The organism is Mycobacterium colombiense, from assembly GCF_001953985.1.
Taxonomy (GTDB): domain Bacteria; phylum Actinomycetota; class Actinomycetes; order Mycobacteriales; family Mycobacteriaceae; genus Mycobacterium; species Mycobacterium colombiense_B.
Genome location: NZ_MBEI01000061.1, coordinates 13011 through 28773, shown reverse-complemented (window position 1 = coordinate 28773; position 15763 = coordinate 13011). Strand labels below are relative to the sequence as shown.

Here is a 15763-nt window from a genome sequence, read left to right as displayed (position 1 = left end):
TCACTTCGCCGCGACGACGAATCCGTGAATGATCGCGTCGATGTCGCTCGACTGCGCGGCCGCCTGATTGGCGAAGCCGGTGATGGTCAGCTGCACCAGATAACGCTGGTGTGCCGGCGGTGATCCGGTCGCGATGACGATGCGGTTCCAGCTGTGCAGCCGCATGCCACCGTCGAGGTCGTAGCTGCCCTGGATCATCGACGAGGGGAAGCCGTTGTAGGGCGCGCCCGAGGCGTCCAGCTGCTTGAAGTTCTGGAACAGTTGCGCATCGTCGTTGCCGTGCTTGATCACCTGGGCCGGGTCGAAGTTACCGTTCAGCTTGAACACCACCAGCCGTGCCGTCGGAAACTTGCCGCCTTGGGAGATGATCAGTGTCTGCGGGCTGATGTTCGGGCTGGTGAACGGCGACCAGCCCGGGGGAGTCGGGATCGACACCGTCAGGTCGGGCACCGATCCCGGTGCCACCGGCTCGCCGGTCACGCCGATGCTTTGCAGATACTGCGACAGGGGGACCGGCTTCTCCGCCGGCTTGGTGGTCGTGGTCGTCGGGGTCTTCGACAGGATCGATTGGTAGTCAGGCGGTTTCGGTGCGCAGCCGCTCGCGGAGAAGGCCGCCGCAACCATCGCGGCAGCGGCCACGCGGCGGCCGAGCCGGCTCACAGAATCTCGCGGACCGCGTCGATCGGGCGGGCCAGGCGAGTGCCCTTCGGCGTGACGACGAAGGGTCGTTCGATGAGGATGGGGTGTTCGACCATGGCGTCGAGCAACTGGTCATCGGTCGCGTCCGCGAGATTGAGCTCCTCGTACAACGACTCGCGCTTGCGGGTCGCGGTGCGCACGTCGATGCCCGCATCGCGGATCATCTTCACCAGCTCGGCGCGGGTCGGCGGGGCCTTCAGGTACTCGACCACCGTGGGTTCAAAGCCGTTGTCGCGCAACAGGTCCAGCGTCTTGCGAGAGGTGCTGCAGCGTGGGTTGTGGAAGATAACGGCGTCGTCTGGCTTGCCAGCCATCTAGGCGTCCCCGTCGAAAAGCCCGGTGACCGAACCGTTTTCGAAGACGGCACGGATGGTGCTGGCCAGCAGCGGCGCGATGGACAGGACCGTCAGCTGCGGGAAACGCTTCTCCTCGCCGATCGGGAGGGTGTTCGTCACGATCACTTCCCGGGCGCCGCAGGCCGCCAGCCGCTCGGCGGCCGGATCGGAGAGCACCCCGTGGGTGGCCGCGATGATCACGTCACCGGCGCCCTCGTCGCGCAGCAGCTTCACCGCGCCGGCGATGGTGCCACCGGTGTCGATCATGTCGTCGATCAGCACGCAGGTGCGTCCGGCCACCTCGCCGACGACGCGGTTGGACACCACCTGGTTGGGCACCCGCGGGTCACGGGTCTTGTGGATGAAGGCCAGCGGGACGCCGCCCAGCGAATCGGCCCACTTCTCGGCGATGCGCACCCGGCCGGAGTCGGGCGAGACGACCACCATGTTGCCGTCGGGGTAGTTGTCGCGGATGTAGCCGGTCAGCAGGTTCTGCCCGCGCATGTGGTCGACCGGACCGTCGAAGAAGCCCTGGATCTGGTCGGTGTGCAGGTCGACGGTGACGATCCGGTCGGCGCCAGCGGTCTTGAGCAGGTCGGCGACGAGCCGAGCCGAGATCGGCTCGCGGCCGCGGTGCTTCTTGTCCTGCCGGGCGTACGGGTAGAACGGCATGACCGCGGTGATCCGCTTGGCGCTGCCCCGCTTGAGGGCGTCGATCATGATCAGCTGTTCCATCAGCCAGTTGTTCACCGGGTCCGGGGCCGACTGCAGGACGAAGGCGTCGCATCCGCGCACCGATTCGTGGAACCGCACGAAGATCTCGCCGTTGGCAAACTCCCGCGCGGTCTGCGCCGTGACATGGACGTCGAGCTCCTTGGCCACCTGCTCGGCCAGCTCCGGATGCGCACGGCCGGAGAAGAGCATCAAATTTTTGCGGTTATCGGTCCAGTCGTGGCTCAACGCACTGCCCTCGCCAAATCGGGGTGGGGGATGGAAGGCCCCATCGTACGAAGCGAATCGTACGGAAATGTGGCCGGGTTGCCAGGTAGCAAATTCACGGTGTCTATTCGGCTTTTGGTGCGGAGCCCTCCGCGGGGCCCTGACCAGCGGCTTTCTCGGCGGCCTCGGCCGCTTGCGCGGCCGCGCTGCCCGGGCGCTTGCGGTGCACCCAGCCTTCGATGTTGCGCTGTGGACCCGCGGATACCGCCAGCGTCCCGGGCGGGACGTCGTTGCGCACCACCGTGCCCGCGCCGGTGTAGGCGCCGTCACCGACGGTCACCGGCGCCACGAACATGGTGTCCGAGCCGGTGCGCACGTGCGAGCCGATGGTGGTCCGCCGTTTGGTTTCGCCGTCGTAGTTGACGAACACGCTGGACGCGCCGATGTTGCTGTGTTCGCCGATGTCGGCGTCCCCGACGTAGGTCAAGTGCGGCACCTTGGAGCCGGTGCCGATGGTGGCGTTCTTGGTCTCGACGAACGCGCCGAGCTTGCCGTCGTCGCCCAGCACGGTGCCGGGCCGCAGGTAGGTGAACGGCCCGACGGTCGTACCGGCACCGATCGACGACGCGGTCCCGTGGGTGCGGACCACCGAGGCGCCGTCGCCGACGCTGACATCGGTCAGGGTGGTGTCCGGTCCGACGACGCAATGGCCACCGACCTGGGTGCGGCCCAGCAACTGCGTCCCCGGCTGGATGACGGTGTCGCGACCGATGCTGACGTCGACGTCGATCCAGGTGGTGGCGGGGTCGACGATGGTGACGCCGGCCATCTGGTGGGCGGCGATGATGCGGCGGTTGAGTTCGGCGCCCAGCTGAGCGAGTTGGACGCGGTTGTTGACTCCGGCGACCAGCGCGCTGTCGTCGACGTGGCGGGCGTGGATGGCCAGGCCGTCACCGCGCAGGATGGCGATGACGTCGGTCAGGTAGAGCTCCTGCTGGGCGTTGTTGGAGCTCAACCGGTTCAGCGCCGAGCGCAGCGCCGCGGTGTCGAAGGCGTAGACGCCGGCGTTGACCTCACGGATCTCGCGCTGCGAGGGCGTGGCGTCGGCGTGTTCCACGATCGCCATGACCTCGTTGTCCTGGGTGCGCAGGATGCGGCCGTAGCCGCTGGGGTCGCTCAGGGTCGTGGTCAGCACCGTGACCGCGGCCGGCGCCGCGCTATGGGAGGCGATCAGGTCGGCCAGGGTGTCGGCGTCCAGCAGCGGGGTGTCGCCCGACGTCACGACGACGACCCCGGCGTAGTCGGCGGGCAGCGCGGACAGGCCACACAGCACGGCGTCGCCGGTGCCGCGGGGCCGGTCCTGCAGCGCGACGTCGATGGGACGGCCCAGCGCGTCGGCCCAGTCGGCCACCAGCGGTGCGATCCGCTCGTGGTCGTGGCCGAGAACGACGGCCAGGTGCTGGGGAGCCACCTTGGTGATCGCGTGCAGGAGGTGGGACAGCATGCTGCGCCCAGCGATGGTGTGCAGGACTTTCGGGGTGTCCGACCGCATCCGGGTGCCGGGCCCGGCCGCTAGCACCAGGACCGCCGTGTCACCAGGAGACGACATCAACCCTCCTTTTGGGTTTGTCCCGCGCGGGCTGCGCGCGGAAGCGCCGACACGCCGTCAAGCGTGTCACTTCAGCTGCGGTGAAGGCAAAAAACGATGGGATATCGCAACATGCAATCGAAGCTCCGTCGCCAGGACTCGAACCTGAACTATCTGAACCAAAATCAGAGGTGCTGCCGATTACACCACGACGGATCGCTAACCCACGGCGAGCGGCGGTTGAGACCGACCGCGCCACCAAGACTCTAGTCTGACGACGATGCGGGCCGCTTGTCGGCGGTTGACCGATACGCTGAACATCGTGGCCGTGCTGGATCGTGACCCGGACAAGGTGGAAAAAGAGGTGCGGGCGCCGCGCGCGCGGATGACCGGCACCGAGCGCCGCCAACAGCTGGTCGGCATCGCGCGCACGCTGTTCGCCGAACGCGGATACGAAGGCACCTCGATCGAGGAGATCGCGCTGCGCGCCAACGTGTCCAAACCGGTCGTCTACGAGCATTTCGGCGGCAAGGAAGGCCTGTATGCGGTCGTCGTCGACCGCGAGATGTCGGCGCTGCTGGACGGCATCACCTCGTCGCTGACCAACAACCGGTCCCGGGTGCGCGTCGAACGGGTCGCCCTGGCGCTGCTCACCTACGTCGAAGAGCGCACCGACGGCTTCCGGATCATGATCCGCGACTCGCCGGCCGCGATCAGCTCGGGCACCTACTCCAGCCTGCTCAACGACGCCGTCAACCAGGTCAGCTCCATCCTGGCCGGCGACTTCTCCCGTCGCGGGCTGGATCCGGGGCTGGCGCCGCTGTACGCGCAGGCGCTCGTCGGCTCGGTGTCGATGACGGCGCAGTGGTGGCTCGACACCCGCGAGCCCAAGAAGGAAGTGGTGGCCGCGCACCTGGTCAACCTGATGTGGAACGGGCTGACCCACCTCGAGGCCGACCCCCGGCTGCAGGACGAGTAGCTAGCCGCAGTCGCGGGCCAGCAGGTCGGTGACGGTCTCCCGGCGAACCAGTTCGCGGGCCCGCCCGTCCTTGACGGCGACCAGCGCGGGGCGCCCGACCATGTTGTAGTTCGACGCCATGCTGTGGTGGTAGGCGCCCGTGCAGGCCACCGCCAGCAGGTCGCCGGGGTGCAGGTCCGCCGGAAGCTCGATGTCGCGGGCGATCTCGTCGCCAGCCTCGCAATGCCGGCCCACGACGGTGACCTTGTGCTTGAGTCCCAGCGAATGCCGGTTGGCCAGCACGGCCGTGTATTGCGCGCCGTACAGCGACACCCGCGGGTTGTCGCTCATGCCGCCGTCGACCGCGACGAAGGTGCGTCCGCCCGGGTGGGTCTTGATCGAGCACACCCGATACAGCGTCACCCCGGCCCGGCCGCAGATGGCCCGACCCGGTTCCACCACGAGCTGCGGCCGCGGGAAATGCTCGGCGGCGCAGGCCTCGTCGAGGGCGTTCTCGATGACGTCGGCCAGCTGCTCGAGATTCAGCTCGCGATCGCCGGGGACGTAGGGGATGGCATGCCCGCCGCCGATGTTCAGCTCGGTGAGTATGACGCCGTGCCGGGCGCGGATATCGGCCATCGCGGCGATCATCCGGCGGATCGCCTCGCCGTACAGGGCCGGGTTGGCGACCTGCGAGCCGATGTGGCAGTGCAGGCCGACGAGGTCGAGGATGGGGTGCGACAGCACCCGCTGGGCCGCGACGTCGGCGCGGTCGCCGTGGAGCGTGAACCCGAACTTCTGGTCGCTGACCCCGGTGGTGACGGCGCGGTGACCGTGGATGTCGATGTCGGGAGTCACCCGGATGAGCACACGTTGGCGCCGTTGCGCCAGGCCGGCCAGGTAGGCGATCTCCATGCCGGAGTCCAGCACGATGCGCCCCACGCCGACGCGCACCGCTTCGCGCAGCTCCTCGGGCGATTTCGCGTTGCCGTGCATGACGATGCGCGCCGGGTCGACTCCCCCGGCAAGGGCGACGGCCAGCTCGCCGCCGGAGCAGACGTCGAGTCCGAGGCCCTCTTCGCGGGCCCAGCGGGCCACCGCGGTGCTCAACAGCGACTTTCCCGCGTAGACCACCTCGACGCCGCGCAGCGTCTTGCGGTAGCGGCGGGCGCGCTGCCGGAAGTCCGTTTCGTCGATGACGTAGGCCGGGGTGTGAAACTCGTCGGCGATATCGGCCAGTGGTACACCGCCGACGCACAGCCTGCCCTCCTCGTCGGGGTGGGCGGTGATCGGCCAGATGGCGGGGTCGAAACGCGGGGAAGCCGCCTGACCGAGCGACGGCAGGATGTCCAGCAATGTCATGAATCCAACCTGCGCGCGCGGGTATTCGGGTGGTGCCTTTCTTACGATCCCTTGACGGCGGCGACCTCAATATTGACGTGGTTCGGTGTGTCCGGCCCTGTCGTTGAGGGCCCCTAGAATGGAATTCATCATGACCGCACCGGGGGCTGCTCGCCCAGAAACCCCGATCGCGGGGCTCGTTGAATTGGCGCTCACCGCGCCGACCTTCCAGCAGTTGATCGACAGCGCGTCCGCTTCGCCTGCCGAATTGAGCCTGGTGGGTCCAGCCAGCGCACGGCTATTCGTCGCCAGTGCGCTGGCGCGGTTGGGACCTCTGCTGGTAGTCACCGCGACCGGGCGCGAAGCCGACGACCTGACCGCTGAACTGCGCGGGGTCTTCGGCGATTCCGTCGCGGTCTTTCCGTCGTGGGAAACGCTGCCGCACGAGCGACTTTCGCCCGGCGTCGACACCGTCGGCGCCCGGTTGACGGTGCTGCGCCGGCTGGCCCATCCCGACGATGCCCGGCTGGGTCCGCCCCTGCAGGTGGTGGTGACCGCGGTGCGCTCGCTGCTGCAGCCGATGACGCCGCAGTTGGGCCTTGTGGAACCGGTCACGCTGAAGGTCGGCACGGAGATCGAATTCGAGGGCGTGATCACCCGGCTCGCCGAGCTGGCCTACACCCGGGTCGACATGGTCGGCAGGCGCGGCGAATTCGCCGTGCGCGGAGGCATTCTCGACGTCTTCCCGCCAACCGCCGAGCACCCGGTGCGCATCGAGTTCTGGGGCGACGAGGTCAGCGAGATGCGGATGTTCTCGGTCGCCGATCAGCGCTCCATCCCGGAGATCGAGGTCGACACCCTGATCGCGGTGGCCTGCCGCGAACTGCTGCTGACCGATGAGGTGCGGAAGCGCGCCGCCGAGCTGGCCGCCCGGCACCGCACCACCGAACCCGCCATCACCGGCAGCGTCACCGACATGCTGGCCAAGATCGGCGAGGGCATCGCGGTCGACGGCATGGAGGCCCTGCTGCCGGTGCTTCGGCCCGGCGAGCACGTGCTGCTGACCGACCAATTGGCCGAGCGCACACCGGTGTTGCTCTGCGATCCGGAGAAGGTCCGCACCCGGGCCGCCGACCTGATCAAGACCGGCAGCGAATTCCTCGAAGCGTCGTGGTCGGTCGCCGCGTTGGGTACTGACGCCCCGGTCGACGTGGCGCAGTTCGGTGGGTCGGGATTCGCCGAACTCGACGAGGTGCGGGCCGCGGCGGCCCGTGCCGGGCATCCGTGGTGGACGTTGAGCCAGCTGTCCGACGAGTCGGCCGTGGAACTCGATATCCGCTCGGCGCCGTCGGCTCGGGGACACCAGCACGACATCGACGGCATCTTTGCGATGCTGCGCGCGCACGTCAGCACCGGCGGCTACGCCGTCGTCGTCGCACCAGGCACCGGAACCGCGCATCGCGTGGTGGAGCGGCTGGCCGAATGCGACACCCCCGCCGCCATGCTCGAATCCGGTGCCGCACCCAAGGCCGGCGTGGTCGGTGTGCTCAAGGGGCCGCTGCACGACGGCGTCATCATTCCCGGCGCCACGTTGGTGGTGATCACCGAGACCGACCTGACCGGCAGCCGGGTGGCGGCCGTCGAGGGCAAGCGCCTGGCGGCCAAGCGGCGCAACACCGTTGACCCGTTGGCGCTCACCGCCGGTGATCTGGTGGTGCACGATCAGCACGGCATCGGCCGGTTCGTCGAGATGGTCGAGCGCACCGTCGGCGGCGCCCGCCGCGAGTACCTGGTGCTCGAATACGCGTCGAGCAAGCGCGGCGGCGGGTCCGACAAGCTGTATGTGCCGATGGATTCGCTGGACCAGCTGTCGCGGTACGTCGGCGGGCAGGCGCCCGCGCTGAGCAAGCTGGGCGGCAGCGACTGGACCAATACCAAGACCAAGGCCCGCCGCGCGGTGCGCGAGATCGCCGGCGAGCTGGTGTCGCTGTACGCCAAGCGGCAGGCCAGCCCGGGCCACGCGTTCGGTCCGGACACGCCCTGGCAGGCCGAGATGGAAGACGCGTTCGGCTACACCGAGACGGTCGACCAGCTCACCGCGATCACCGAAGTCAAGGGCGATATGGAAAAGCCGATCCCGATGGACCGGGTGATCTGCGGCGACGTCGGCTACGGCAAGACCGAGATCGCGGTGCGGGCGGCGTTCAAGGCGGTCCAGGACGGCAAGCAGGTCGCCGTGCTGGTGCCCACCACGCTGCTAGCCGACCAGCATCTGCAGACCTTCACCGACCGGATGACCGGGTTCCCGGTGACCGTCAAGGGCCTGTCCCGGTTCACCGACGGCGCGGAGTCCAAGGCCGTGATCGAGGGCCTGGCCGACGGATCGGTGGACGTGGTGATCGGCACGCACCGGCTGCTGCAGACGGGGGTGCGCTGGAAGGACCTCGGCCTGGTGGTGGTCGACGAGGAGCAGCGGTTCGGCGTCGAGCACAAGGAGCACATCAAGTCGCTGCGCACCCACGTCGACGTGCTGACCATGAGCGCCACCCCCATCCCGCGGACGCTGGAGATGAGCCTGGCCGGCATCCGGGAGATGTCGACGATCCTGACGCCGCCCGAGGAGCGCTATCCGGTCCTGACCTACGTCGGCCCGCACGACGACAAGCAGGTCGCGGCCGCCCTGCGCCGCGAGCTGCTGCGCGACGGGCAGGTCTTCTACGTGCACAACCGGGTCAGCTCGATCGACCGGACGGCGGCAAGGATCCGGGAACTGGTGCCCGAGGCGCGGGTGGTCGTCGCGCACGGGCAGATGCCCGAGGAACGGCTGGAACGCACCGTCCAGGGATTCTGGAACCGCGAATACGACATCCTGGTGTGCACCACGATCGTGGAGACCGGGCTGGACATCTCCAACGCCAACACGCTGATCGTCGAGCGCGCCGACACCTTCGGCCTGTCGCAGCTGCACCAGCTGCGCGGCCGGGTCGGGCGCAGCCGGGAGCGCGGCTACGCCTACTTCCTGTATCCGCCGCACTCGCCGCTGACCGAGACGGCCTACGACCGGCTGGCCACCATCGCGCAGAACAACGAGTTGGGCGCGGGCATGGCGGTCGCGATGAAGGACCTCGAAATCCGCGGCGCCGGCAACGTGTTGGGCGTCGAGCAGTCCGGGCACGTCGCGGGGGTCGGCTTCGACCTCTATGTCCGGTTGGTGGGCGAGGCGGTGGAGGCCTACCGGGCGGCCGCCGACGGCCAGACCGTGACGACGGCCGAGGAGCCCAAGGACGTGCGGATCGACCTGCCGGTCGACGCGCACCTGCCGCCGGACTACATCGCCAGCGACCGGCTGCGTCTGGAGGGGTACCGGCGGCTGGCGGCGGCGGCCTCCGACGCTGAGATCGACGCTGTGGTGGAGGAACTCGTCGACCGGTACGGGGCGCTGCCCGAACCGGCCCTGCGGCTGGTGGCGGTGGCGCGGCTGCGGCTGCTGTGCCGCGCTGCCGGCATCACAGAGGTATCGGCGGCGTCGGCGTCGACCGTGCGGCTCTCGCCGATGACGCTGCCGGATTCGGCTCAGGTGCGGCTCAAGCGGATGTATCCGGCCGCGAGCTATCGCGCCACGACGTCCACCGTGCAGGTTCCCATCCCGCGGGCCGGCGGGGTGGGCGCGCCGCGACTGCGCGATGTCGAGCTGGTGCAGATGGTCGCCAACCTGGTGACGGCACTGCAGGGCAAACCGCAGACAGACATTGGTATAACGAGTGAACTACCTGCATCGATGGCAAGTGAGGAGCGACAGGCGTGATCCGCGCCCGCGACGATGCAAAACGTGAAAGCGATGCGGGGGTACCTCCCGCGTGCGGGGGAGAGGAGGGGCGCCCGTGATCGTCGTCTTGTTCGACCCCCGCCGTCCCTCGCTGGTGCCCATCGAAGCCATCGAGCACCTCGGCGGCGAGGTCCAGTACACCGAGGAGATGCCCGTCGCGGTGCCATGGTCGCTGCGCGCGGCGCGCCCGGTGCACTCCGGTGAAGACGCCCCGGTGCTGCTGTCGTCGGACCCCGACCACCCCGCCGTCGTCGCGCGGTTGGCGGCCGGGGCCCGGCTGATCTCGGCGCCCGAGACGCCGCGCGGTGAACGGCTTGTCGATGCCGTGGCGATGATGGACAAGCTGCGCACCGCCGGGCCGTGGGAGAGCGAGCAAACCCATGACTCGCTGCGCAGGTTTCTGCTGGAGGAGACCTACGAGCTGCTGGACGCGGTCGGCAGGGGCAATGCCGAGCAGTTGCGTGAAGAGCTCGGCGACGTGCTGCTGCAGGTGCTGTTCCACGCCCGCATCGCCGAGGACGCCGCGCAGTTCCCCTTCACCATCGACGACGTCGCCGCCACCCTGATGCGCAAACTGGGCAACCGTGTTCCGGGAGTGCTTGCCGGGCAATCGATTTCGCTCGAAGAGCAGCTGGCCCAGTGGGAAGAGCGCAAGGCGGCCGAGAAGCCGCGCAAATCGGTGATGGACGACGTGCACACCGGACAGCCCGCATTGGCGTTGGCGCAGAAGGTCATTGCGCGTGCCGGCAAAGCGGGCCTGCCCGCGGACCTGATCCCCGAGGCGGTCACCTCGATCTCGGTGTCGGCCGACGTCGATGCCGAAAGTGCGTTGCGCAGCGCCGTTCTCGAATTCGTGGAGACGGTCCGCGGAGTCGAGCGGACAATCGCGGCGGCGCGCCGCGGCACCGGTGTTCCCGAGGAGTTCGACGTCGCCCCGGTCGGCGAGATCTCCGAGGAGGAGTGGCGCGAGCACTGGCCGACCGAAGAACCGGCGGTCGACGATCGGCTCCAGGAGCCGGCGCCCGAGACCGACAGCGAGGCCGACGCGTCCGTCGATGTGGTCGAGGAAGAAACCACCGCCGACGCAACCGCCGACGACGCCTGACGGGCCGGCAAGGCCCGTAGCGCGGCGCCGCGGCGTACCAATTCGCACTTTCGGCCATTGAGTCGGAGCGATCACCGGAATGTTTGCCGCAATTGTCGTCGACCGCTCGGTAATATCACGGATGAGGTTGCGAATCCCCGTGGTCGACGTCGGTCTGACCGCGCTAGCCGAGACGACGAGCAGCTAACCGGGCATTAGCTGAAACCGGCGAGAGGTCGGTGCGTCGAGGCCCGAGGCAACCGGGCAGGTGCCGAACGCATGGGACGATGGTGTGGCGGAAGTTGGTGCAGGCGAGTTTAGGGGAGCTCAGAAAAGCATGGTGTCGCCGAGGCGTTGGATGCGCGCGGCCGCCGTGATCGGCGCAACCGCGATCGTGCTGGCCTCCAGTTGCACCTGGCAGCTCAGCCTGTTCATCCCCGACGGGGTCCCGCCACCGGTCGGCGATCCGGTGCCGGCGGTGGACACCCACGCCAGCGGCCGGCCCGCGGATCAGTTGCGGGATTGGGCCCAGCAGCGGTCGGCGGGACTGGAGATCCCGGTGATCGCGCTCGAGGCCTACGCCTACGCGGCCCGCGTCGCCGAAGTCGAGAACCCGAAATGTCACATCGCGTGGACCACGCTGGCCGGCATCGGCCAGGTCGAGAGCCACCACGGCACCTACCGCGGCGCGCGGCTGGCCCCCAACGGCGATGTGAGCCCCCCGATTCGGGGCGTCCGCCTCGACGGCAGCGGCGGCACGCTGCGCATTGTGGACACGGAGGAAGACGTCACCGACGGAGACGGTGTGACGCGCGCCATGGGGCCCATGCAATTCATCCCGGAGACGTGGCGGCTCTATGGTGTCGACGCTCACAACGACGGCCGCGTCAGCCCGGACAACATCGACGACGCCGCGCTCGCGGCGGCCGGGTATCTGTGTTGGCGCGGAAAGGATCTCGCGACGCCCCGCGGCTGGATTACCGCGCTGCGCGCCTACAACAACTCCGGTGTCTACGCCCGGGCGGTCCGCGATTGGGCGACCGCTTACGCGAAGGGCCACCCGCTGTAGCAGGATGTATCGCTGACCGGCAAATGCACGCACCGGCGACGACGCAAGGAGAACTCAGTGCCGATTATCGAGCAGGTCGGGGCCCGCGAGATCCTCGATTCCCGCGGTAACCCGACAGTCGAGGTCGAGATAGCCCTGATCGACGGGACGTTTGCCCGCGCGGCAGTGCCGTCCGGCGCGTCGACGGGCGAGCACGAGGCCGTCGAGCTGCGCGACGGCGGCGAGCGTTACGGCGGCAAGGGCGTGCAGAAGGCGGTGCAGGCCGTGCTGGACGAGATCGGTCCGGCGGTGATCGGCCTGAACGCCGACGATCAGCGGCTGGTGGACCAGGCGCTGCTGGATCTGGACGGCACGCCCGACAAGTCGAGGCTGGGCGGCAACGCGATCCTGGGCGTGTCGCTGGCCGTGGCCAAGGCCGCCGCCGATTCCGCCGAACTGCCGCTGTTCCGCTACCTCGGCGGCCCGAACGCGCACATCCTGCCGGTGCCGATGATGAACATCCTCAACGGTGGCGCGCACGCCGACACCGCCGTCGACATCCAGGAGTTCATGGTGGCGCCGATCGGTGCCCCCAGCTTCGCCGAGGCGTTGCGCTGGGGCGCCGAGGTGTACCACGCGCTGAAGTCGGTGCTGAAGAAGGAGGGCTTGAGCACCGGCCTGGGCGACGAGGGCGGTTTCGCCCCCGACGTGGCGGGCACCGTCGCGGCCCTGGATCTGATCAGCCGCGCCATCGAGTCGGTCGGTTTCAAGCCCGGCTCCGACGTGGCGCTGGCGCTCGACGCGGCCGCCACCGAGTTCTTCACCGACGGGACCGGCTACAAGTTCGAGGGTGCCACCCGCACCGCCGAGCAGATGGCGGATTTCTACGCCGGGCTGCTCGGCTCGTACCCGCTGGTGTCCATCGAAGACCCGCTGTCAGAAGACGATTGGGACGGCTGGGTGACCCTGACCGCGTCGATCGGTGAGCGGGTGCAGCTGGTCGGCGACGACATCTTCGTCACCAATCCCGAGCGCCTGGAAGAGGGCATCGACAAGGGCGTGGCAAACGCGTTGCTGGTCAAGGTGAATCAGATCGGCACGCTGACCGAGACCCTGGACGCCGTCGCGCTCGCCCACCACAGCGGCTATCGCACGATGATGAGCCACCGCAGCGGCGAGACCGAGGACACCACGATCGCCGACCTGGCGGTGGCCGTCGGCAGCGGGCAGATCAAGACCGGTGCGCCGGCCCGCAGCGAGCGCGTCGCCAAGTATAACCAGCTGCTGCGGATCGAGGAGGCGCTCGGTGACGCCGCGCGCTACGCCGGCGATCTGGCCTTCCCGCGGTACGCCGTGGAGGCGAAATAGCTTGACGTTCAACGGCTGACATGGCTGACGCGAAGCGGCCCGACTCGAAACGGCGCTCCCCGGCATCACGCCCGGGGAAGGCCGGCGATTCGGGTCGGGGCCGCCGCACGGCCAAGCCGTCCTCCAAGCCGTCTTCGCGAACGTCACCCTCGGCGAACCAGGGCGGCCGGACCGCCACCCGAACGCAGCAAGAGCATGTCGTCGAGCCCATCGCGCGCCGGGCCGCCGAGTCGGTGGAGCAGCGCTCCGAGCAGCGGCTGGGATTCACCGCGCGCCGCGCGGCGGTGCTGGCCGCGGTGATCTGTGTGCTGACGTTGACCATCGCCGGACCGGTGCGCACCTACTTCGCGCAGCGCACCGAGATGAATCAGCTGGCCGCCAGCGAAGCGGCGCTGCGCCGTCAGGTCGCGGACTTGGAGCAGCGCAAGGCCAAACTCGGTGACCCGGCGTACATTGCGGCGCAGGCCCGCGAGCGGCTCGGCTTCGTCAAGCCCGGGGACATCCCGTTCCAGGTTCAGCTTCCGCCGTCGGCGGCCGAGCCCGCGCAGCCGGGATCTCCGGCGGCGAAACCGGCCAACGGCGACCCCTGGTACACGTCGCTGTGGCACACCATCGCCGACGCCCCGCACCTGCCGCCGGCCAAAGTTCCTGCGCCCGAAGCCCCGCCCGCCGAACCGGGATCACCCGGCCCGGTGCCCGCACCGAGCCCCCCGGGTCCCGGTGGCTGATCGTGCCGACCTGGAAGCGGTCGCGCGCCAGCTCGGGCGTGAGCCGCGCGGGGTACTCGAAATCGCCTACCGGTGTCCCAACGGCGAACCCGGTGTGGTGAAGACCGCGCCGAAACTGCCTGACGGCACGCCGTTTCCGACGCTGTACTACCTGACCCATCCGGCCCTGACGGCCGCCGCCAGCAGACTGGAGACCACGGGGTTGATGCGCGAAATGACCGAAAGGTTGGGCCGGGAGCCGGAATTGGCGGCCGCCTACCGGCGCGCCCACGAGTCGTATCTGGCCGAACGCGACGCGATCGAATCGCTGGGCACCACGTTCTCCGGCGGCGGAATGCCCGACCGGGTCAAGTGTCTGCACGTGCTGATCGCCCATTCGCTGGCCAAGGGCCCCGGCGTCAACCCGTTCGGCGACGAGGCGCTGGCGATCCTGGCCGACGAGCCCGCGATGGCCGGCATCTTGGTGGCCGGCCAATGGTGAACGGCAGGCTCGCGGGAATCGACTGCGGTACCAACTCAATCCGGTTGCTGATCGCCGACTTCGACGGCGGCCGGCTGCGCGACGTGCACCGCGAGACGCGGATCGTGCGGCTGGGTCAGGGTGTCGACGCGACCGGTGAGTTCGCGGCGGACGCGATCGCCCGCACCCGCGCGGCGCTCACGGATTACGCGGCCTTGATCAAAGAGCATGGCGCACAGCGGGTGCGGATGGTGGCCACGTCGGCCGCCCGCGACGTCGCCAACCGCGACACGTTCTTCGCGATGACGGCCGAGGTGTTGGGCGCGGTGCTGCCCGGGGCGGTCGCGGAGGTGATCACCGGCGCCGAAGAGGCCGAGCTCTCGTTCCGGGGGGCCGTCGGCGAGCTGGACAGTGCGACAGGTCCTTTCGTCGTCGTCGACCTGGGTGGCGGCTCCACCGAAATCGTCGTCGGGGGCGACGCGGTGACGGCGAGCTACTCGGCCGACATCGGCTGCGTGCGGCTGACCGAACGCTGTCTGCATTCGGACCCGCCGACGCCCGAGGAGGTGGCGGCGGCCCGGCAGGTGGTGCGCGAACGACTCGAGGTCGCGCTGGGAGTGGTGCCCGTGGCGGGGGCCAAGACCTGGGTCGGGCTGGCCGGGACGATGACGACGCTGTCCGCGCTGGCTCACAACATGACGACATATGACTCTGCGGCAATTCATCTTTCGCGTGTCGCCGGCGGTGACCTGCTGTCGGTGTGCGAGCGGCTGATCGGCATGACGCGGGCCGAGCGCGCGGCGCTGCCGCCGATGCACGAGGGCCGGGCCGACGTGATCGGCGGCGGCGCGATCGTCGTCGAGGAGCTGGCGCGCGAGCTGCGCACCCGTGCGGGCATCGACGAGCTGACGGTCAGCGAGCACGACATCCTGGACGGCATCGTGTTGTCCATCGCCGGGTAGGTCACATCCGCCCCACTGGCCTCTGGAAAGGTAGGCATGTCTCTTGCCCGCCTCGTAGCGACAACTCGGTCGGTGTCGTACCCGGGTGGGACCGTCGGGGGATGGGCTATTCACTCAAAGGGATCGAGCTGCGCTACGTGCTGGCGATGCAGCTGGCGGTACATGGACCGGCCACCATCACCGAGCTGACCGAAGCGCTTGACTGGCATAGGTTTTGCGTTCGGGGCCGCCCATCGAAGGCGATCTCGGATGCGCTGCGGTGGGAGATCGAACGTGGCAGGGTGCGGCGACTCGGGCGGGGCCGGTATAGACCCGGGTAGATGCCGCGCGGCACCGAGCATCGGATCCACCAGCGTGTGCTGGCGCTGCGTGAGGCGGCCAAGTTGTCGCTATGAGGCGGGCAATTAACTAACCGACCCCGCGTGGA

The 15763-nt window shown here is 69.1% G+C and carries 13 protein-coding genes, 1 tRNA gene and 1 pseudogene; 9 read left to right on the top strand and 6 right to left on the bottom strand.

Annotated features, from left to right (window positions below; translation table 11 throughout):
• The 5 genes from A5732_RS19525 to A5732_RS19505 all read right to left on the bottom strand — a co-directional run bounded on the left by A5732_RS19525 (window position 1) and on the right by A5732_RS19505 (window position 3777).
• A complete protein-coding gene (locus A5732_RS19525; protein ID WP_196770823.1) occupies window positions 1-624 on the bottom strand; it encodes an LpqN/LpqT family lipoprotein in 624 nt (207 codons plus the stop codon).
• 32 nt (window positions 625-656) lie between these two features.
• Window positions 657-1013 carry an arsenate reductase (glutaredoxin) gene (gene arsC / locus A5732_RS19520; RefSeq protein WP_076051187.1) on the bottom strand — a complete coding sequence of 119 codons (357 nt, stop codon included), beginning with the start codon at window positions 1011-1013 and terminating at the stop codon, window positions 657-659.
• Window positions 1014-1994, bottom strand: coding sequence for a ribose-phosphate diphosphokinase (locus tag A5732_RS19515; RefSeq protein ID WP_064953125.1), 981 nt, complete (start codon window positions 1992-1994; stop codon window positions 1014-1016).
• Between the two features lie 103 nt (window positions 1995-2097).
• Window positions 2098-3582 (bottom strand): bifunctional UDP-N-acetylglucosamine diphosphorylase/glucosamine-1-phosphate N-acetyltransferase GlmU, encoded by a 1485-nt coding sequence (gene glmU, locus A5732_RS19510; RefSeq protein ID WP_076103119.1) that lies wholly within the window; start codon window positions 3580-3582, stop codon window positions 2098-2100.
• 123 nt (window positions 3583-3705) lie between these two features.
• Window positions 3706-3777 (bottom strand) — tRNA-Gln (locus A5732_RS19505).
• Window positions 3778-3946: 169 nt separating this feature from the next.
• Here A5732_RS19505 and A5732_RS19500 point away from each other — a divergent pair.
• Window positions 3947-4540 (top strand): TetR/AcrR family transcriptional regulator, encoded by a 594-nt coding sequence (locus A5732_RS19500; protein WP_007776775.1) that lies wholly within the window; start codon window positions 3947-3949, stop codon window positions 4538-4540.
• On the opposite strand, the gene lysA is transcribed toward A5732_RS19500, so the two are convergent.
• Window positions 4541-5881, bottom strand: coding sequence for a diaminopimelate decarboxylase (lysA, locus tag A5732_RS19495; RefSeq protein ID WP_076103065.1), 1341 nt, complete (start codon window positions 5879-5881; stop codon window positions 4541-4543).
• Window positions 5882-6011: 130 nt separating this feature from the next.
• On the opposite strand from lysA, the gene mfd reads away from it, so the two are divergent.
• From mfd to A5732_RS19455, 8 genes and pseudogenes are all read left to right on the top strand, one after another.
• Complete coding sequence (gene mfd, locus A5732_RS19490) at window positions 6012-9665, top strand: transcription-repair coupling factor (protein WP_171975054.1); 3654 nt, start codon at window positions 6012-6014, stop codon at window positions 9663-9665.
• A gap of 76 nt (window positions 9666-9741) precedes the next feature.
• Complete coding sequence (locus A5732_RS19485; protein WP_076051183.1) at window positions 9742-10791, top strand: nucleoside triphosphate pyrophosphohydrolase; 1050 nt, start codon at window positions 9742-9744, stop codon at window positions 10789-10791.
• A gap of 319 nt (window positions 10792-11110) precedes the next feature.
• A complete protein-coding gene (locus A5732_RS19480) occupies window positions 11111-11839 on the top strand; it encodes a lytic transglycosylase domain-containing protein (protein ID WP_142256642.1) in 729 nt (242 codons plus the stop codon).
• 57 nt (window positions 11840-11896) lie between these two features.
• Window positions 11897-13186 (top strand): phosphopyruvate hydratase, encoded by a 1290-nt coding sequence (gene eno, locus A5732_RS19475; protein WP_064953783.1) that lies wholly within the window; start codon window positions 11897-11899, stop codon window positions 13184-13186.
• A gap of 20 nt (window positions 13187-13206) precedes the next feature.
• Window positions 13207-13914 carry an FtsB family cell division protein gene (locus tag A5732_RS19470; RefSeq protein WP_076051182.1) on the top strand — a complete coding sequence of 236 codons (708 nt, stop codon included), beginning with the start codon at window positions 13207-13209 and terminating at the stop codon, window positions 13912-13914.
• On the top strand, window positions 13907-14395 hold the full coding sequence (locus A5732_RS19465; protein ID WP_065053347.1) for a DUF501 domain-containing protein: 489 nt from the start codon (window positions 13907-13909) through the stop codon (window positions 14393-14395). Before A5732_RS19470 ends, A5732_RS19465 begins: the two co-directional genes overlap by 8 nt.
• Window positions 14389-15336 (top strand): Ppx/GppA phosphatase family protein, encoded by a 948-nt coding sequence (locus A5732_RS19460; RefSeq protein WP_076103062.1) that lies wholly within the window; start codon window positions 14389-14391, stop codon window positions 15334-15336. The genes A5732_RS19465 and A5732_RS19460 overlap by 7 nt, the downstream gene beginning before the upstream one ends.
• Window positions 15337-15437: 101 nt before the next feature.
• Window positions 15438-15744, top strand: a pseudogene (locus A5732_RS19455) (hypothetical protein).
• Window positions 15745-15763 lie beyond the last annotated feature (19 nt).